Annotated in this window: 12 protein-coding genes; 7 read left to right on the top strand and 5 right to left on the bottom strand. The window is 63.4% G+C overall.

The window, feature by feature from the left end; all coding sequences use genetic code 11:
* Positions 1 to 60: 60 nt before the first annotated feature.
* Complete coding sequence (locus tag ACPFMA_RS06185; protein WP_425929852.1) at positions 61 to 1,398, bottom strand: amino acid permease; 1,338 nt, start codon at positions 1,396 to 1,398, stop codon at positions 61 to 63.
* A 203-nt stretch (positions 1,399 to 1,601) separates the two neighbouring features.
* Here ACPFMA_RS06185 and ACPFMA_RS06180 point away from each other — a divergent pair, with 203 nt between their 5' ends.
* The 3 genes from ACPFMA_RS06180 to ACPFMA_RS06170 all read left to right on the top strand — a co-directional run bounded on the left by ACPFMA_RS06180 (position 1,602) and on the right by ACPFMA_RS06170 (position 6,237).
* Positions 1,602 to 4,769 carry a transglycosylase domain-containing protein gene (locus tag ACPFMA_RS06180; protein ID WP_425929851.1) on the top strand — a complete coding sequence of 1,056 codons (3,168 nt, stop codon included), beginning with the start codon at positions 1,602 to 1,604 and terminating at the stop codon, positions 4,767 to 4,769.
* Between the two features lie 146 nt (positions 4,770 to 4,915).
* A complete protein-coding gene (locus ACPFMA_RS06175; protein ID WP_425929850.1) occupies positions 4,916 to 5,473 on the top strand; it encodes a PadR family transcriptional regulator in 558 nt (185 codons plus the stop codon).
* Positions 5,470 to 6,237 carry a siderophore-interacting protein gene (locus tag ACPFMA_RS06170; protein ID WP_425929849.1) on the top strand — a complete coding sequence of 256 codons (768 nt, stop codon included), beginning with the start codon at positions 5,470 to 5,472 and terminating at the stop codon, positions 6,235 to 6,237. Before ACPFMA_RS06175 ends, ACPFMA_RS06170 begins: the two co-directional genes overlap by 4 nt.
* A gap of 6 nt (positions 6,238 to 6,243) precedes the next feature.
* Here ACPFMA_RS06170 and ACPFMA_RS06165 read toward each other — a convergent pair whose 3' ends face one another.
* Positions 6,244 to 6,882: a Pr6Pr family membrane protein gene (locus ACPFMA_RS06165; RefSeq protein ID WP_064305051.1), complete on the bottom strand. Its 639-nt coding sequence runs from the start codon at positions 6,880 to 6,882 to the stop codon at positions 6,244 to 6,246.
* Positions 6,883 to 6,886: 4 nt separating this feature from the next.
* On the bottom strand, positions 6,887 to 7,120 hold the full coding sequence (locus ACPFMA_RS06160) for a VF530 family DNA-binding protein (RefSeq protein ID WP_009399821.1): 234 nt from the start codon (positions 7,118 to 7,120) through the stop codon (positions 6,887 to 6,889).
* A gap of 162 nt (positions 7,121 to 7,282) precedes the next feature.
* Here ACPFMA_RS06160 and ACPFMA_RS06155 point away from each other — a divergent pair, with 162 nt between their 5' ends.
* Entirely contained in the window at positions 7,283 to 9,322 is a 2,040-nt protein-coding gene (locus ACPFMA_RS06155) for a TonB-dependent receptor (RefSeq protein ID WP_425929848.1), read from the top strand.
* A 91-nt stretch (positions 9,323 to 9,413) separates the two neighbouring features.
* On the opposite strand, the gene ACPFMA_RS06150 is transcribed toward ACPFMA_RS06155, so the two are convergent.
* A protein-coding gene (locus tag ACPFMA_RS06150) for an IS3 family transposase (protein WP_425928249.1) occupies positions 9,414 to 10,771 on the bottom strand; the annotation gives its coding sequence in 2 pieces (ribosomal slippage) (positions 9,414 to 10,295 and positions 10,298 to 10,771; 1,356 coding nt in all).
* A gap of 283 nt (positions 10,772 to 11,054) precedes the next feature.
* Here ACPFMA_RS06150 and ACPFMA_RS06145 point away from each other — a divergent pair.
* Entirely contained in the window at positions 11,055 to 12,392 is a 1,338-nt protein-coding gene (locus ACPFMA_RS06145) for a carbohydrate porin (RefSeq protein ID WP_420059470.1), read from the top strand.
* 45 nt (positions 12,393 to 12,437) lie between these two features.
* A complete protein-coding gene (locus ACPFMA_RS06140) occupies positions 12,438 to 14,846 on the top strand; it encodes a glucose/quinate/shikimate family membrane-bound PQQ-dependent dehydrogenase (RefSeq protein ID WP_420059471.1) in 2,409 nt (802 codons plus the stop codon).
* A gap of 106 nt (positions 14,847 to 14,952) precedes the next feature.
* Here the strand turns inward: ACPFMA_RS06140 and ACPFMA_RS06135 are convergent, their stop codons facing one another.
* Positions 14,953 to 15,402: a ubiquitin-conjugating enzyme E2 gene (locus tag ACPFMA_RS06135; RefSeq protein WP_425929847.1), complete on the bottom strand. Its 450-nt coding sequence runs from the start codon at positions 15,400 to 15,402 to the stop codon at positions 14,953 to 14,955.
* A 177-nt stretch (positions 15,403 to 15,579) separates the two neighbouring features.
* On the opposite strand from ACPFMA_RS06135, the gene lon reads away from it, so the two are divergent.
* On the top strand, positions 15,580 to 18,003 hold the full coding sequence (gene lon / locus ACPFMA_RS06130) for an endopeptidase La (RefSeq protein WP_064305054.1): 2,424 nt from the start codon (positions 15,580 to 15,582) through the stop codon (positions 18,001 to 18,003).
* Positions 18,004 to 18,072 lie beyond the last annotated feature (69 nt).

Here is an 18,072-nt window from a genome sequence, read left to right as displayed (position 1 = left end):
CCACACTGCCGGACCTTGTGGGAGCCGGCGTTGCCGGCGATGAGGCCCTGAAGAGCACCTTCAGATCTTCAGCCAGTAATAGACTCCCGCCAACCCCAGCAGAAACCCCGGCCCGATATAAAGGGCCACCCGCAAATCCCCGAAATACCCCATCACCCCCAGCACCAGCCCGAGAAACGCCAGGGCCAGGTACGAACTCCACGGCCACAGCCACATCGGATAGCCCAGCCGCCCACGTTCTTCAGGGCTCAACCCGGCCCGAAACCTGAGTTGCGCCAGCAGGATCACCGCCCAGGTCCAGATCGCACCGAAGGTAACGATGGCCGTGGCCCAGAGAAACACCTGCTCGGGTACCAGGTAATTGCCCAGCACGCCCAGCAGCAACACGGCGAGCGACAGCAGCAGCGCGTTGCGCGGCACCCCGCTCGCCGTGGTACGCCCGAACAGCGCCGGCGCCTGGCCCTTTTCCGCCAGGGTGCAGAGCATCCGCCCGGTGCTGAAGATCGCTGCGTTGCAGGCCGACAGGGCCGCCGTGATCACCACGAAATTGATCAGCCCCGCCGCCGTGCGAATGCCCAGGCGCTCGAAGGTGAGCACGAAGGGGCTAACGCCGCTGCCGATCCCGTGCCACGGATAGATCGACAGGATCACGAACAACGCACCGACATAGAACAGCATCACCCGCCAGAACATCGAACCGATGGCACGGGGAATGGTGGTTTCCGGGCACCTGGTTTCGCCTGCGGTGAGGCCGATCAGCTCGGTGCCGAAGTAGGCGAACATCACCAGTTGCAGCGACATCAGCACGCCTTCCAGGCCCTTGGGCATGAAACCGTCGTGACGCCAAAGATTGGCGATGCCGGTTGCCACGCCGTCGTTGCCCAGGCCGAAGGCGATGATGCCGACCCCGCCCAGGATCAGGCCCAGGATGGTGATCACCTTGACCAGGGCGAACCAGAACTCGAATTCGCCGAAGGCCCTCACCGCCAGCAGGTTGATCGCGCCCATGCTGGCCAGCGCCGCGAGCGCCCACAGCCAGCGCGGTGTGTCGGGAAACCAGACCCCCATGTAGATAGCCACCGCGCTGATTTCCGCGACGCAGATCACCATCAGGGCGAACCAGTAGTTCCAGCCGGTAAGAAAGCCCGCCAGCGGACCAAGGTAGTCGTGGGCATAGCGGCTGAACGAGCCGGCTACCGGGTTGTGCACGGCCAGTTCGCCGAGCGCACGCATGATCACCAGAATCACCAGGCCGCCGGCGAGGTAGGCCAGGAGAATCGCCGGCCCGGCCATCTCGATGGCCCTGGCCGAGCCGAGGAACAGGCCGACGCCGATACAGGCGCCCAAGGCGATCAGGCGCATATGGCGTTCGCCAAGCTCGCGTTTCAGGGTGGGCATGGGTTCGATCCCCGTTCGAGATGAGAGACAGGCCATCACCCTAGTCCGACACGTCGTCGCCCAACTGCCAAAGCAGCATAACGGGATATTTCCTACTGTTACTTAGGAAATAACCGACGACACCCAACAATTTCCGCTACGCCTGCGACCAGCGTCTAAGCTTCAGACAAAGCAAGAGAAATAACGAAATCAGGCTTAAGACTATGGGCGCACAGTGGCACTCCGATAACGGCAGTAACCTCGCAGCCGCCGAGCAATCGGAAGTACCGCCGTCCCCTCCACCGCCTCCGCGTCGTTCCCGGCTGCGCCTGCTGTGGTGGCTGCTGTTCCTGATCGTGCTGGTTACCCTGGCCCTGCTGGCCTATGCGGCAGCCAAGGAAATGCAGACCTCGGCCATCCAGTCCCGGGAATTCAGCCGCTTCGCCGCCACCCTCAGCTACTCGATGCACAAGGGGCCAAGCGATGCGATCGTCTATCCGGGTGAAGGCCCGTTCGACAAGCGCCTTGGCTACAGCGCCCTCGGCGAGTTCATCCCGCGCCTGCTGAAGCGGGACTACGTGGTAGTGGAACAGACGCGCTTCTCCCCGGCACTGATGGACTACGTCAACCACGGCTTCTTCGTACCCTATACCGAGAAGATCCAGAGCGGCCTGAGCATCACCGACTGCAAGGGCAGCGTGCTTTACCAGTACCAGTACCCCCAGCATCTCTACCCCGACTTCGCCTCGATCCCGCCGGTGATGGTGCACAGCCTGCTGTTCATCGAAAACCGCGACCTGCTCGACCCCAATGACCCCAATGCCAACCCGGCCGTGGACTGGCCGCGCTTCGCCAAGGCGGCCTACACCCAGGTCGCCAAGTACCTGGCGTTGCCCGGCCAGTCGGCGGGCGGCAGTACCCTGGCCACGCAACTGGAGAAATACCGCCATTCGCCGGACGGCCTGACCGTGTCCGGCGCCGAGAAGATTCGCCAGATGATTTCCGCCAGCGTGCGCGCCTACCAGGACGGCCCGCAGACCCTGGAAGCACGCCAACGCATCGTTCGCGACTATCTCAACAGCGTGCCGCTGTCGGCGGTGCCCGGGCATGGCGAAGTGCACGGCATGGCCGAAGGCCTGCGGGTCTGGTATGGCGCCGACTTCGCCGAGGTCAACCGCCTGCTGTCGTCCACCGCCACCGACCCCGACACCCTTGCCGCCCGTGGCCTGGCCCTGCGCCAGGTACTGTCGCTGATGATCGCCCAGCGCCGGCCTTCGCACTTTTTGTCCAAGGGCCGCAACGAACTGGCGACCCTGACCGACAGCCATGTCCGCCTGCTCGCCGCCAACAACATCATCGACAAGCCGCTGGCCGACGCGGCCCTGGCGAGCAAGGCCATCTACCGCGACTGGGTGGCCCAGCCGACCATCGTGCCGATCGTCACCAACAAGGGCATCAGCGTGGCCCGCAGCCGCTTGTCGAGCATGCTCAACCGCCCGCTGTACGACCTCGACCGCCTCGATCTGTCGGCCACCAGCACCCTGCAATCGGACCTGCAGGAACAGATCAGCCAGTACCTGCGCGACCTTGCCAATCCGGAGTTCGCGGCGAAGATGGGCCTGTTCGGCGAGCGGCTGCTGACGCCCACCAGTACCACCCAGGTGCGCTACAGCTTCACCCTCATGGAGCGCACCGCCGACGGCTCGCGGGTGCGGGTGCAGACCGACAGCACCGACCAGCCCTTCGATATCAACGAAGGCAGCAAGCTGGAACTGGGCTCTACCGCGAAGCTGCGGGTGCTGACCAGCTACCTGGAGATCATTTCCGAGCTGCATGACCGCTACGGCAAGATGTCGGTCGCTGAACTGAAGAAAGTCGAAGTGGCCGATGTCGATTTCATCACCCGCTGGTCCATCGACTGGCTGATCCAGAACAAGGACCGCGACATCAACGCTATGCTCGACGCCGCCCTTGAACGCAAGTACTCGGCCAGTCCCGGCGAGGCGTTCTTCACCGGCGGCGGGCTGCATGTGTTCAACAACTTCCGCAAGGAAGACAACGGGCGCATCCCGACCCTCAAGGACGCCCTGCGCGAGTCGATCAACCTGCCGTTCATTCGCCTGATGCGCGACCTGGTGCGCTACAGCACCTACCAGGCGCCGGGCAACAGCGCGGCCCTGCTCAAGGACGATGCCGAACCGCGGCGCCAGGAATACCTGGCGCGCTTCGCCGACCGCGAAGGCACCGATTTCCTGCGCCGGTTCTGGAAAAAATACCAGCGCAAGACCTCCCAGGAACGGCTCGACACCTTCCTTGACGGTCTGCGGGTCACGCCGATCCGCCTGGCCGCAGTGCACCGCTACCTGTTCCCGGAGGCCGACCAGGCCACCTTCAACGCCTTCGTCCGCGCCCATATGAAGAAGGAAGGCGTGGTCGCCAAGCCGGCCGGTGGCAAAAAGGACCCGCTCAGCGACGAGCGCCTGGAAATCCTCTACGCCGCCTACGGCCCCGGCAAGTACGACCTGCCCGACCAGGGCTTCATCGCCAAGTCGCACCCGCTGGACCTGTGGCTGGTCGGCTACCTGCTCAAGCACCCCAGCGCCAGCTTCCAGGAAGCGACCCTGGCCAGCCATTTCGAGCGCCAGGAAGTCTATGGCTGGCTGTTCAAAAGCAAGCACAAGGGCGCACGCGACAGCCGCATCCGCACCCTGGTGGAAGTCGAAGCCTTCCTCGATATCCACCAGCGCTGGAAGCGGGTCGGCTACCCCTTCGACCACCTGGTGCCCTCGCTTGCCACCGCCATCGGCAGCTCCGGCGACCGCCCGGCGGCACTGGCCGAGTTGATCGGGATCATCCAGAACGATGGCGTGCGTTTGCCGGTGTTGCGCATCGATACCCTGCATTTCGCTGCCGGAACGCCCTACGAAGTGAGCCTGGCCGGGGATCCGGACCGCGGCGAGCGGGTGCTGTCCGTCGAAGTGGCCCGGGCCTTGCGCGGGGCGCTGTCGCAGGTGGTGGATGCCGGGACGGCAAGGCGGGTTTCCGGGACCTTCAAGCTGGATGACGGCACCGTGCTGACCATGGGCGGCAAGACCGGGACCGGTGACAACCGCATCGAAAGCTTCGGTGCCGGTGGCCGGCTGATCGGCTCGCGCTCGCTCAATCGCACCGCGACCTTCGTGTTCTACCTGGGCGATAACCATTTCGGCACGCTGACGGCGTTCGTGCCGGGGCGCGCCGCGGAGTCGTTCAAATTCACCTCGGCGCTGCCGGTGCAGGTGCTCAAGGGCATGGCACCGATGCTGCTGCCGTATCTCAAGCCGGGTGGCAATACCCAGTGTGCGGTGCCGCTGACGGCGGAGCCTGGGGCGAGTGTTACCCAGGCACATTAGATCTTCGTTGTTCTTGAGGGCCCTATCGCTGGCAAGCCAGCGATAGGGCCCTTTGCTTCAACACACCTTTCAGCACCTGGACTTGCAATAAGATATATCTTGAGTAATATCTTGAGACATATCGCAAGCAACCAGGAGCCCCTCCCATGCGCGATCACCACTCTTCCCACCGCGAGCCCGAAGGCTTCGAACGCCGTCGCGAGCGCGGCGACCGGGGCCCGCGGGTTTTCGCCCCGGGCGATCTGAAACTGCTGCTTTTGGCCATGCTGGCCGAGCAGCCCTGCCACGGCTACGACCTGATCCGCCAGATCGAAGCCCTGTTCGACGGCAACTACAGCCCGAGCCCCGGCGTCATCTACCCGACCCTGACCTTCCTTGAAGAGAGCGAGCTGATCATTGGCGAAGTCCATGGCAGCAAGAAGCGCTACCAGGCCACCGAGGCCGGGCGCGAATCACTGAAGGAACAGGCTGTGGCCCTGGATGGCGTGCGCACCCGCATCGAAGTGAGCAAGCGCTCGTTGCGCGGCCATGACCGGCCGCCGGAGATCCACGAAGCCGTACACAACCTGCGCCATGCCCTGCAGATGCACAGCGGGCGCTGGAACGCACAAGAAATAGAGCGGGTACGCCACCTGCTCAATGAAACCGCAAAAGCCATCGTTGCCGGACCTCTCACCTCCCCTTCCCAGGAGCCATCCGAATGACTTCGAGCGAAAACACCATCCACCGCGTCATGCACCCGATCAAGCACCGTCAACTGACGGTACTCAAGGTGGTCGACCTGACCCCGCGCATGCGCCGCATCACCCTTGGCGGCGAGCAATTGCAGGGCTTCGTCAGCCTGGGCAGCGACGACCACGTCAAGCTGCTGTTCGCCAACAACGCCGAAGAGCAGGCGGCCATGAATGCCCTCGACCTGCCGAAGGACGGCATCAAGCCGACCATGCGCGAATACACCCCGCGCCGTATCGACCTGGTCAACAACGAACTGGACCTGGACTTCGTTCTCCACGGCGATGGCCCGGCATCGACCTGGGCGGCCCAGGCCAAACCCGGCCACAGGCTGAATATCGCCGGCCCACGGGGCTCGCTGGTGGTACCGGACATCTTCGACAGCTACCTGCTGGTGGGCGACGAGACCGCGATTCCGGCCATTGGCCGGCGCCTCGAAGAGCTCGGCAGCGGGCGCAAGGTGCTGGTAGTGGTGGAAATCGAGGACGAGCATGAGCGCCAGCCGCTGCCGAGCAAGGCCGATGTCGAGGTGATCTGGGTCGAACGGCACAAGCAGTCGGTGCTGGACGTGCTGGCCGGCCTGCAATTGCCGGGCGGCGAGCTGTACGCCTGGGTTGCCCTGGAAAAGGCCCTGACCCGCAAGGCCAAGGCGCTGCTGCTTGAAGAGAAAGGCGTGGCCGACGATCGCCTCAAGGCCGCCGCCTACTGGCGCCTCGATCCGCACGACGAGGAGTGATAGCGTTCAGGCCTGGCCCCGGCGCTTTCCCTGCCAGCGGTCCAGGCCGACGACGCACAGGCCCAGGAGCATGAACGCCGCGAGCATCACCAGCGCATTGAGCAGCACCTGCTCGTAGCCGAGCGCGGCGACATCGATGAACGGATACGGGTAGAACCCGATCATCTGCCCGCGCAGCAGGACATAGCCGAAATACACCAGCGGATACCCCGACCAGGCCAGCACATGGCCAATGCGCAAGGCGCCCTTGTGCGTCCGCCGCCACCAATACAGCGCGAACAGCAGCGGCATCACGTCATGCAACAGGCCATCGGCAACCCATTGCCAGCCCCGGGGCTGCCAGAGATGGCGCAGCAGCAGGCTGTAGGCGATCGCCACGAACAGAATGCTCGCCAACACACCGGACACCACCGAAGACGCCAGCCAGAAACGCCGTGCCGAAGCGTCACGCCCGAAGGCATCAGCGGTCAGTACGGTGGCAACCAGGATGTTGCTGAGCACGGTGAAGAAACCGAAGAAATTCACCAGCCCGCCCAGCAGGCTGGCGTCGCCCTGCCAGCGGGCGATCAGGATCAGGTACAACTGCACCGTCAGCCCGAACCAGCCAAGCACCGCCGCGGCACCGGTCCAGCCCTTTGCACTCATGCGCCTACTGCTCGCGCTTGATGTCACGCAGCATCTTCAGATAGAGGCTTTCCACCTTTTCCCGTGCCCACGGCGTCTTGCGCAGGAAGGTCAGGCTCGACTTGATGCTCGGATCGCTCTTGAAGCAGCGAATATCGATGCGCTGCGCCAGCCCGGACCATTCGTAGCGGGCCACCAGGGCATTGAGGATCTGTTCCAGGGTCACGCCATGCAGCGGGTTCTTGTCAGTGGCGGTCATGCCAGTGCTCCAGCCAAACGAAGGTGCGCACCTTAGGCCCCTTTGTGCAGCGGGGCAATGCTCCAGACAGTCTAGTTCGCGGGGTGGTCCTCCAGGTGGATTGCAAATGGACATTATTGCAATGTTATAGTGTAACCATTCATAACCTGCCAAGGACCCTCCATGCGTTACCTGCCCCACCCGCTCTCTCCTCTCGCTGTCGCGCTCTGGCTAGCGTCATCGCCCAGCCAGGCCCTGGAACTGGAGCCCCAGGTGATCACTGCCAATCCGCTGGGCAACGCCCAACTGGCGACGCCGAGCAGCGTGCTCGAAGGCGACCGGCTGCTGCTGCAACAAAAAGGCAGCCTCGGCGAAACCCTCGATGGCGAGCCGGGCGTGTCCTCCACCTGGTTCGGACCGGGCGCCAGCCGCCCGATCATTCGTGGCCTGGATGGCGACCGGATTCGTATCCTGCGCAACGGCATCGGCGCGCTCGACGCATCGTCACTGTCTTACGACCATGCCGTGCCGCTGGATCCGGTGAACATCGACCGGGTGGAAATCGTTCGTGGTCCGGCCGCGCTGCTCTATGGCGGCAACGCCATCGGCGGCGTGGTCAACACCTTCGACAATCGCATTCCGACCGAGGCCATCGAAGGTATCCAGGGTGCCGGCGAACTGCGCTACGGCGGCGCCGATACCACACGCAGCGCGGCAGGCAGACTGGAGACCGGCAACGGGCAGTTCGCCCTGCACCTGGACGCCAACAGCCGGCAATTCAACGACCTGCGCATCCCCGGCTACGCCCGCAGTTCGAAGGTACGGGACGCCGACGAGCCCGGAAGCCGCCATCGCCTGGAAAACAGCGACGGTCGCCAGGACGGTGGCGCGGTCGGCGGTTCCTATACCTGGGAGCATGGCTACACTGGCGTGTCCTACAGCCGCTACGACGGCAACTACGGCTCGGTGGCCGAGCCCGGCGTGCGCCTGGCCATGGAGCAGGACCACTACGGCTTCGCTTCGGAAATCCGTGACCTGGAAGGCCCGTTCAGTTCGCTGAAGGTCGATCTCGGCTACACCGACTACAAGCACAGCGAACTCGAAGAAGGCGAAGTCCACACCACCTTCAAGAACAAGGGCTACGAGGCCCGGGTCGAAGCCCGTCACCAGCCACTGGGGCCGCTGGAAGGGGTGATCGGTGCGCAGGTCAACCGCAACGAATTCTCCGCCCTGGGCGAAGAAGCCTTCGTCCCGCAGACCGATACCGACAGCGTCGCCCTGTTCGTCCTGGAGCAGTGGCAAGCCAGCGAACGCCTGGCCGTGAGCCTGGGCGGACGCCTGGAGCACACCCGGGTCGATCCGGACGCCAAGGGCAACGAGCGCTTCGCCGCAGCCGACAGCGCCAGCAGCTTCACGGCTGCCAGCCTGTCCTCGGGCGCGGTCTATCGACTGACACCGATCTGGTCCCTGGCCGCCAGCCTCGGCTATACCGAACGCGCGCCGACCTTCTACGAGCTGTATGCCAACGGCGCCCACGTCGCCACCGGCGCCTACGAAGTGGGCGACCCCAACCTGTCGAAGGAAAAAGCCATCTCCGGCGATCTTGCCCTGCGTTTCGACAACGGTACGCACAAAGGCAGCGTCGGCGTGTTCTACAGCCACTTCCGCAACTACATCGGCCTGCTGGCCAGTGGCGAACTGCGCGAAGGCCACGACCATGGCGATGACGATCATGACCATGACCACGACGACGGTGATATCCCCGAGTACCTGTACAGCGGCGTGCGGGCGCGCTTCTACGGCATCGAGGCGCAGGACCGCTGGCAATTGCTGGAAAATCGTTACGGCAGCTTCGCCCTGGAACTGTCCGGCGACTACACCCGGGCCAGGAACCTCGACACTGGCGAAGACCTTCCGCGCATCGCGCCGCTGCGCCTGAACAGCGGGCTGGTGTGGAACCTGGATCGCTGGCAGGCACGGATCGATGCGCAGCACGCCGCATCACAGCATCGCAAGCCGGCCAACGAGACCAGCACCGATGGCTACACCACCTTGGGCGCCAGCGTCGGGTATCGCTTCAATGTGGGTGAAAGCGAATGGCTGGCGTTCGTCCGCGGTGAAAACCTGACTGACCAGACCGTGCGCTATGCCAGCTCGATCCTGCGGGACGTGGCGCCGGCTGCGGGGCGGAGTGTGGAGGTGGGGCTGCGGACGACCTTCTGATTCGTGGTGCCACCATCGCCGGCAACGCCGGCTCCCACAGGGCCCAGCATGCGCCGCGAAACCTGGACTGCCCCCGAAAAGTTGGACAGTTTTAGCTAGCAGCTTGAGCCCTGTAATCGACAGGGCTTAGGCCGTTTAACCTCAGCTTGATGCGGTCATGGTTGTAGTAGCGGATGTACTCGTCCAGACCGGTGGTCAGCTCTTCGATGCTCTCAAACCGCTTCAAATAGAAAAACTCAGACTTGAGCGTGCCGAAGAAGCTTTCCATAGCGGCGTTATCCAGGCAATTTCCTTTGCGCGACATGCTCTGCTTTACCCCACGCTGCTCAAGTTTTTCGCGGTATTGGCGCTGCTGATAATGCCATCCCTGATCAGAGTGGATGACCAGCTTCGGCTCCTTTCCCAAGCTACTCAGGGCTTTTTCCAGCATGTTCCCCACCAGCTCATAGCTTGGGCGGCGAGCGATCTCGTAGGCCACGATCTCACTGTTGTACAAGTCCATCACTGGTGAGAGATAGAGCTTTTGCTGAGCCACTTTAAACTCGGTTACGTCAGTTACCCACTTCTGATTGGGCCGCTGGGCAATGAAGTTTCGCTCCAGCAGATTCTCGGCAATCCTGCCTATTTCTCCTCGATAGGACCGATACTTTTTAGGCCGCACGACCGCCCGCAAACCTTGGTCGGCCATCAGCCGCTCCACAACCTTCTTGTTCACCAGGATGCCTTGATTCTTGATCGCAAGCGTCACACGCCGATACCCATAGAGCCCTTTTTCCTTGTGATAGACCTGACCCACCAGCTCTTTCAGATCGGCGTGTTTATCCGGCTTTTGAAGGCTTTTGAGCTGGTAGTAGAAGGTGCTGTTCGACAACTCGACCAGGGCCAACAACGCTGACAGCGGGAATCGGGTTCGGAGTCTGGAGACGATCAGCGTTTTTTCTCTTGCCTTCGTTCCTTCTCCTCTCTCAAAGCCTTCAGCTCCTTTAGGACAGCGTTCTCCATGCGCAGATACTCGAGTTCTGCCATGAGCTGATCTCGCGGCTTCAGCGCGTCGTCAGTGTCAGTGGGTTTGAGTGGCTTGATCTTCTTGGACACGTCGGCAGACTTTTTTCGTTGAGTGGCAGTAGAGGTGGCAAGGTTGCCACTGTAGTACTGGTGCTCCCAAATGCCTACCCGGGAGGACTGTCCCAAGCCGAAGTGAGCTGCCGTTTGACGCAGGGAAAGCCGATGCTCGCGCATGTACTGCACGACCCTGCGCTTGAAATCGATGTCGTAGCGCTGACCGTGAGGTATGGGACTGATAGTGGAACGGGCTTTATAGCTCGCCACCCAGCGCCTCAGCAGGCTGAAATCGATACCGAAATGCTGGGCTACCTTTCGGAAACCATCGGTGCCCTCCAGGTAGGCAGTGATGGCTGTGAGCTTGAACTGCTCGGTGTACTTACTCATAACTCCCCCAAGGGTTGGATTAGTCTCCAACTTCTTGGGGGCAGTCCAACCTGTGGGAGCCGGCGTTGCCGGCGATGAGGCCCGTAAGGTCACCACAGGATTATTACCAATCCCACAAAACACCCTGACAACCTCCAGCCTTTCCAACCCCATCAATCCTCTATATCCTCCCCGCCCCAAGCTGAAACGCTTAATCACTCCGAATTTACCGAAGAATCCTGGCGAACTCCCAGCGCCGGGATATCTGCCGTTTTTTTCAACAATCAAAAGATAGCGCTATCTCATGCCCTGCCCCCCTGCTTTCCGACTCCTCGCCGCACCGCTGTTGTGCGCCCTCGCCGCCTCTGTCCAGGCCACGCCGATGTTCAGCGCCGACTCCCCATGGATGCTCGGCGACTGGAACGGCACCCGCAGCGCGCTGGCCGAGCGCGGCTATGACTTCAGCCTGGACTACACCGGGGAAATGGGCAGCAACCTGCACGGCGGCTACGACCACGACCGCAGCGCGCGCTACAGCGATCAGTTCGCCTTCGGCAGCCATCTGGACCTGGACCGGATCCTCGGCTGGAACGCCACCGAGTTCCAGTTGACCATCACCGAGCGCCACGGCAACAACATCAGCAACGACCGCATCAACGATCCCCGCGTTGGTGGTTTCACTTCGGCCCAGGAAGTCTGGGGCCGTGGCCAGACCTGGCGGCTGACGCAGCTGTGGATCAGGCAGAAGTACTTCGACGGTGCCCTGGACGTGAAGGCCGGGCGCTTCGGCGAAGGCGAGGACTTCAACAGCTTCCCCTGCGACTTCCAGAACCTGGCGTTCTGCGGCTCCCAGGTCGGCAACTGGGTCGGCGACAGCTGGTACAACTGGCCCGTCAGCCAATGGGCCGCGCGGGTGCGCTACAACTTCAGCCCCGAGCTGTACGCCCAGGTGGGCGCCTTCGAGCAGAACCCGTCGAACCTAGAACGCAACAACGGCTTCAAACTCAGTGGCAGCGGCACCCAGGGCGCGATGTTCCCGGTTGAACTGGTCTGGAGCCCGGTAATCAGAAGCCTTAAGGGGGAATATCGGGCGGGGTACTACTACAGTAATGCCAACGCCAAGGATGTTTACCGCGACGCCAACGGCCAGCCTGCCGCGCTGAGCGGCCAAGCCTACCGCAGCCGCTCGAGCAAGCATGGTTTCTGGCTGGGCGCGCAGCAGCAGGTGACGTCGTTGGCCAGCGACCATTCCCGTGGCCTGAGCGTTTTCGCCAATGCCACGCTGCACGACAAGAAGACCAATGCCATCGACAACTACGTTCAGGCAGGTGTGGTGTACAAGGGGCCGTTCGACGCCAGGGCCCAGGACGATATCGGCTTCGCCCTGGCCCGCGTGCACGTCAACCCGGCCTACCGCAAGAACGCCGCGGCGCACAACCGCGTCGCCGGCGTCGATGATTTCGACGAACCGGCCTTCCTGCCGGTCCAGGACACCGAATACAGCGCCGAGCTGTACTACGGCATCCACCTGGCCAACTGGCTGACCCTGCGCCCGAACCTGCAATACATCCGCCATCCGGGCGGGGTACAGGCAGTGGACGATGCGCTGGTCGGCGGTTTGAAGATCCAGAGCCACTTTTAACCGGCCCGCGGGCCTGACGATTCAACATTGATGGAGAACCTTCCAATGAGCGCAGACGGAACCCGCTGGCTACCGAGACTGCTCGGTGTGCTGCTATTGCTGATGGGCATGGCCCTGGTGGCCGGCGGCATCAAGCTGATGCAACTGGGCGGCTCGCTGTATTACCTGATCGCCGGCATCGGCTTCGCCGTGTCCGGGATCATGCTGCTGGCCTTGCGCAAGCACGCCCTTGGCCTCTACGGGCTGGTACTGCTCGGCAGCACCGCCTGGGCCCTGTGGGAAGTGGGCCTGGACTGGTGGCAACTGGTGCCGCGCCTGTCCCTGTGGTTCGCCCTTGGCGTGGTCTTGCTGCTGCCCTGGGCGCGGCGGCCACTGCGGGGCCTGGCCGGCCAGCCGGCGCGGGTCAACCTGGCGGTGCTGGGCATAGCCGTGGTCGCTTCCGGCGCCACCGCGATTGCCAGCCAGTTCACCCATCCGGGCGAAATCAAGGGCGAGCTGGGGCGTGACACCACCACCCTGTTCAGTACCGCACCGGACATGCCCGACGGCGATTGGCAGGCCTATGGCCGCACCGAATATGGCGATCGCTACTCGCCGCTGCGGCAGATCACCCCGAGCAACATCTATCAACTGGAAGAAGCCTGGCGCATCCGCACCGGCGATCTGCCCAGTGCGGACGACCCGGTCGAGCTGACCAACCAGAACACTCCGCTCAAGGTCAACGGCATGCTCTACGCCTGCACGGCGCACAGCAAGGTGCTGGCCCTGGACCCGGACACCGGCGCGGAAATCTGGCGCTTCGACCCACAGATCAAGAGCCCGTCCGGCAGCTTCAAGGGCTTTGCCCACATGACCTGCCGCGGCGTGTCCTATTACGACGAGAACAACTACGTCAACGCCGACGGCAGCCCGGCACCGAAGATCAGCGAAGCCGGCCAGGCCGTGGCCCGCGCCTGCCCGCGGCGTCTCTACCTGCCGACCGCCGACGCCCGGCTGATCGTGCTCAACGCCGATAACGGCAAGGTCTGCGAAGGCTTCGCCAACAACGGCACCATCGACCTGACCCAGGGCATCGGCCCGTTCACCGCCGGTGGCTACTATTCCACCTCGCCGGCAGCCATCACCCGCAGCCTGGTGATCATCGGCGGCCACGTCACCGATAACGAATCGACCAACGAACCGTCCGGCGTGATCCGCGCCTATGACGTGCACGACGGCCGTCTGGTGTGGAACTGGGACAGCAACAACCCGGACGACACCAAGCCGCTGGCCCCGGGCAAGACCTACAGCCGCAACTCGGCGAACATGTGGTCGCTGGCCAGCGTCGATGAAAACCTCGGCATGGTCTACCTGCCACTTGGCAACCAGACCCCGGACCAATGGGGCGCGGACCGCACGCCGGGCGCCGAGAAATTCAGCGCCGGCATCGTTGCCCTCGACCTGGCGACCGGCAAGGTGCGCTGGAACTACCAGTTCACTCACCATGACCTGTGGGACATGGACGTCGGCAGCCAACCGACCCTGCTCGACCTGAAGACTGCCGATGGCGTCAAGCCAGCGCTGATCGCCCCGACCAAGCAGGGCAGCCTGTACGTCCTCGACCGTCGCGACGGCACGGCCATCGTGCCGATCCGCGAGATCCCGGTGCCGCAGGGCGCGGTACCGGGCGACCACACTGCGCCGACCCAGGCCCGCTCCGACCTCAACCTGCTCGGCCCGGACCTGACCGAACAGGCCATGTGGGGCGCCAGCCCGTTCGACCAGATGCTCTGCCGCATCCAGTTCCGCGAGCTGCGCTACGAAGGCCAGTACACCCCGCCGTCGGTGCAGGGTTCGCTGGTGTATCCGGGTAACGTCGGGGTGTTCAACTGGGGCAGCGTGTCGGTGGACCCGGTGCGTCAACTGCTGTTCACTAGCCCGAACTACATGGCCTTCGTCTCGAAAATGGTGCCGCGTGCCGAGGTGGCCGAGGGCAGCAAGCGCGAAAGCGAGACCAGTGGCGTGCAGCCCAACACCGGCGCGCCTTATGCGGTAACCATGCACCCGTTCATGTCGCCACTGGGCGTGCCATGCCAGGCACCGGCCTGGGGCTATGTGGCGGGGATCGACCTGCTGAGCAACAAGGTGGTGTGGAAGCACAAGAACGGCACCAGCCGCGACAGCTCGCCGATTCCGATCGGCCTGCCGATCGGTGTGCCGAGCATGGGTGGCTCGATCGTCACCGCCAGTGGCCTGGGCTTCCTCAGCGGCACCCTGGACCAGTACCTGCGCGCCTATGACGTCAATACCGGCAAGGAACTGTGGAAATCGCGCCTGCCGGCGGGTGGGCAGGCGACGCCGATGACCTATACCGGCAAGGACGGCAAGCAGTATGTGCTGGTGACGGCAGGCGGGCATGGGTCGCTGGGGACCAGGATGGGCGACTACATCATCGCTTACAAACTGCCTAACTAAGCGTCGCTGCTACTGGCCTCATCGCGGGTGAACCCGCTCCCACAGGGTATGCGTACCTTGTGGGAGCGGGTTCACCCGCGATAGGGCCCTCAAACCCACTGCAAATCTACATGGCAAACGTCCGGGTCCACTCCCGCGCCGTCCTGTCGAACTGCGCCCGCACCTGCTGATATTCCGCCGCCGCTTCCAGGTTCAACGCCCCACGCGGTTCCGGATCCACCAGCAGCGCCGTCACGCTGTTCAGCACCTTGGACAACGTCAGCGCCGGGCTCCAGTTTTCGTCGAGAATCTCCAGCCCGATCTCGCCGTCCTCATCGATATTCGGATGCCAGATCCGCGTCTTGAACACCAGCTTCAGCGGCTTTGCCGGATACTCCCGGGGAAACTGCACATCCAGGAAGAACACTCCGCCCTCATAGGGCGTATCCCTCGGCCCCATCACCGTGGCCTGCCAGTGATAGAAATCATCGCCCACCGGCCCGGCCGAACAATTGGCCGGCGGATCCTTGCTGATGTCCTGCAGTTCCCGGTTGATGCGCTTCAGTGCAACGTCCATTGGCGACTCCTTTGACCCGATCAGGCGACAGGCAGCAACAGTAGCACTTCGCAATCAGTTTCCCCTACATGCACTAAGCTGCATTTTCACCGGGCCTTCCCGACAAAAGCCGTCCGGTATTGAAACCACCCTCGGACCGCCCCATCTAAGCACCATAGTCATTCACGCAGGTGCCCCATGAGCGACCAGCAGGATCTCCCGGAACATCCCGACGAATACGCCGAAGTCGAACATCTCGATACCACCGACCCCACCGGCCGGACCCTTGCCCTGCCCGGCCAGCAGCTGCCGGACAAGGTCTACGTGATCCCGATCCACAACCGCCCGTTCTTCCCCGCGCAGGTGCTGCCGGTGATCGTCAACGAAGAGCCCTGGGCGGAAACCCTCGACCTGGTAGCCAAGACCCCGCACCACAGCCTGGCCCTGTTCTTCATGGACGAGCCGCTGCAGGACCATCGTCATTTCGACACCTCGGCCCTGCCGCTGTACGGCACCCTGGTCAAGGTGCACCACGCCAGCCGCGAGAACGGCAAGCTGCAGTTCGTCGCCCAGGGCCTGACCCGGGTGCGTATCCGCACCTGGCTCAAGCATCATCGCCCGCCCTACCTGGTGGAAGTCGAATACCCGCACCAGAGCCCCGAGCCCACCGACGAGGTGAAGGCCTACGGCATGGCCCTGATCAATGCGATCAAGGAGCTGCTGCCGCTCAACCCGCTGTACAGCGAAGAACTGAAGAACTACCTCAATCGCTTCAGCCCCAACGACCCGTCGCCGCTGAGCGACTTCGCCGCCGCCCTGACCTCGGCCACCGGCCAGCAGCTTCAGGAAGTGCTGGACTGCGTGCCGATCCTCAAGCGCATGGAGAAAGTCCTGCCGATGCTGCGCAAGGAAGTCGAGGTCGCGCGACTGCAGAACGAGATCTCCGCCGAGGTGAACCGGCAGATCGGCGAGCACCAGCGCGAGTTCTTCCTCAAGGAACAGCTCAAGGTCATCCAGCAGGAGCTGGGCCTGACCAAGGACGACCGCAGCGCCGACCTCGAACAGTTCAAGCAACGCCTCGACGGCAAGACCCTGCCCGCCGCTGCGCAGAAGCGTATCGATGAAGAGATGGGCAAGCTGGCGATCCTCGAGACCGGTTCGCCGGAGTACGCGGTGACCCGCAACTACCTGGAATGGGCAACCGCCCTGCCCTGGGGCGTGTATGGCGAAGACAAGCTGAGCCTCAAGCATGCGCGCAAGGTCCTCGACCAGCATCATTCCGGGCTGGAGGACGTCAAGGACCGTATCCTCGAATTCCTCGCGGTCGGCGCCTACAAGGGCGAGATCAGCGGTTCCATCGTGCTGCTGGTAGGCCCGCCAGGCGTGGGCAAGACCAGCATCGGCAAGTCCATCGCCGAATCCCTGGGCCGGCCGTTCTATCGCTTCAGCGTTGGTGGCATGCGCGACGAGGCCGAGATCAAGGGGCATCGCCGCACCTATATCGGCGCCCAGCCGGGCAAGCTGGTGCAGGCGCTCAAGGATGTCGAGGTGATGAACCCGGTGATCATGCTCGACGAGATCGACAAGATGGGCCAGAGCTACCAGGGCGATCCGGCCTCGGCACTGCTGGAAACCCTCGATCCGGAGCAGAACGTCGACTTCCTCGATCACTACCTGGACCTGCGCCTGGACCTGTCCAAGGTGCTGTTCGTGTGCACTGCCAACACCCTGGATTCCATCCCCGGCCCGCTGCTCGACCGCATGGAAGTGATCCGCCTGTCCGGCTACATCACCGAGGAAAAACTGGCGATCGCCAAGCGCCATCTCTGGCCCAAGCAGTTGCAGAAGGCCGGGGTCGCCAAGGCCAGCCTGAGCATCAGCGATGCCGCGCTGCGTGCGGTCATCGAAGGCTATGCCCGCGAGGCGGGTGTGCGTCAACTGGAGAAGCAACTGGGCAAGCTGGTACGCAAGGCGGTGGTACGGCTGCTCGATGAGCCGGACGCGGTGATCAAGATCGGTCCGAAGGACCTCGAGGCGGCGCTGGGCATGCCGGTGTTCCGCAGCGAGCAGGTACTGGCCGGCAAGGGCGTGATCACCGGGCTGGCCTGGACCAGCATGGGCGGCGCCACCCTGCCGATCGAAGCGACACGCATCCATACGCTCAACCGAGGCTTCAAGCTGACCGGGCAACTGGGTGACGTGATGAAGGAATCGGCGGAAATTGCCTACAGCTATGTCAGTTCGCACCTGAAACAGTTTGGCGGCGATCCGACCTTCTTCAACGAAGCCTTCGTTCACCTGCACGTGCCGGAAGGCGCAACGCCGAAGGATGGCCCAAGTGCTGGCATCACCATGGCCAGCGCCCTGCTGTCGCTGGCGCGTGACCAGGCGCCGAAGAAAGGCGTGGCGATGACGGGGGAGATGACCCTGACGGGAGCGGTCCTGCCGATTGGTGGGGTACGCGAGAAGGTGATCGCGGCGCGCCGGCAGAAGATCTTCGAGTTGATCCTGCCGGAGGCGAACCGGGGTGATTTCCTGGAGTTGCCGGAGTACCTGAAACAAGGGCTGACGGTGCATTTCGCCAAGCGCTTCGGGGATGTGGCCAAGGTTCTGTTCAACTGAGTTTTTGAGGCCTCATCGCTGCGGTGCGGCGGTCCGACAAGCCAGCTCCCACAGGGTCCGCGTGCTCCG

Origin of the sequence: Pseudomonas sp. NyZ201 (assembly GCF_049860765.1) — a bacterium.
Taxonomy (GTDB): Bacteria; Pseudomonadota; Gammaproteobacteria; order Pseudomonadales; family Pseudomonadaceae; genus Aquipseudomonas; species Aquipseudomonas bharatica.
This window is presented reverse-complemented; position numbering and strand designations above follow the sequence as displayed.

Excerpts from the sequence above, each read along its gene's own strand:
- ACPFMA_RS06135 (WP_425929847.1), bottom strand. The coding sequence starts at position 15,402 with ATGGACGTTGCACTGAAGCGCATCAACCGGGAACTGCAGGACATCAGC.
- ACPFMA_RS06165 (WP_064305051.1), bottom strand. The coding sequence starts at position 6,882 with ATGAGTGCAAAGGGCTGGACCGGTGCCGCGGCGGTGCTTGGCTGGTTC.
- ACPFMA_RS06140 (WP_420059471.1), top strand. The coding sequence starts at position 12,438 with ATGAGCGCAGACGGAACCCGCTGGCTACCGAGACTGCTCGGTGTGCTG.
- ACPFMA_RS06145 (WP_420059470.1), top strand. The coding sequence starts at position 11,055 with ATGCCCTGCCCCCCTGCTTTCCGACTCCTCGCCGCACCGCTGTTGTGC.
- ACPFMA_RS06180 (WP_425929851.1), top strand. The coding sequence starts at position 1,602 with ATGGGCGCACAGTGGCACTCCGATAACGGCAGTAACCTCGCAGCCGCC.
- ACPFMA_RS06170 (WP_425929849.1), top strand. The coding sequence starts at position 5,470 with ATGACTTCGAGCGAAAACACCATCCACCGCGTCATGCACCCGATCAAG.
- ACPFMA_RS06185 (WP_425929852.1), bottom strand. The coding sequence starts at position 1,398 with ATGCCCACCCTGAAACGCGAGCTTGGCGAACGCCATATGCGCCTGATC.
- ACPFMA_RS06160 (WP_009399821.1), bottom strand. The coding sequence starts at position 7,120 with ATGACCGCCACTGACAAGAACCCGCTGCATGGCGTGACCCTGGAACAG.
- lon (WP_064305054.1), top strand. The coding sequence starts at position 15,580 with ATGAGCGACCAGCAGGATCTCCCGGAACATCCCGACGAATACGCCGAA.
- ACPFMA_RS06175 (WP_425929850.1), top strand. The coding sequence starts at position 4,916 with ATGCGCGATCACCACTCTTCCCACCGCGAGCCCGAAGGCTTCGAACGC.
- ACPFMA_RS06155 (WP_425929848.1), top strand. The coding sequence starts at position 7,283 with ATGCGTTACCTGCCCCACCCGCTCTCTCCTCTCGCTGTCGCGCTCTGG.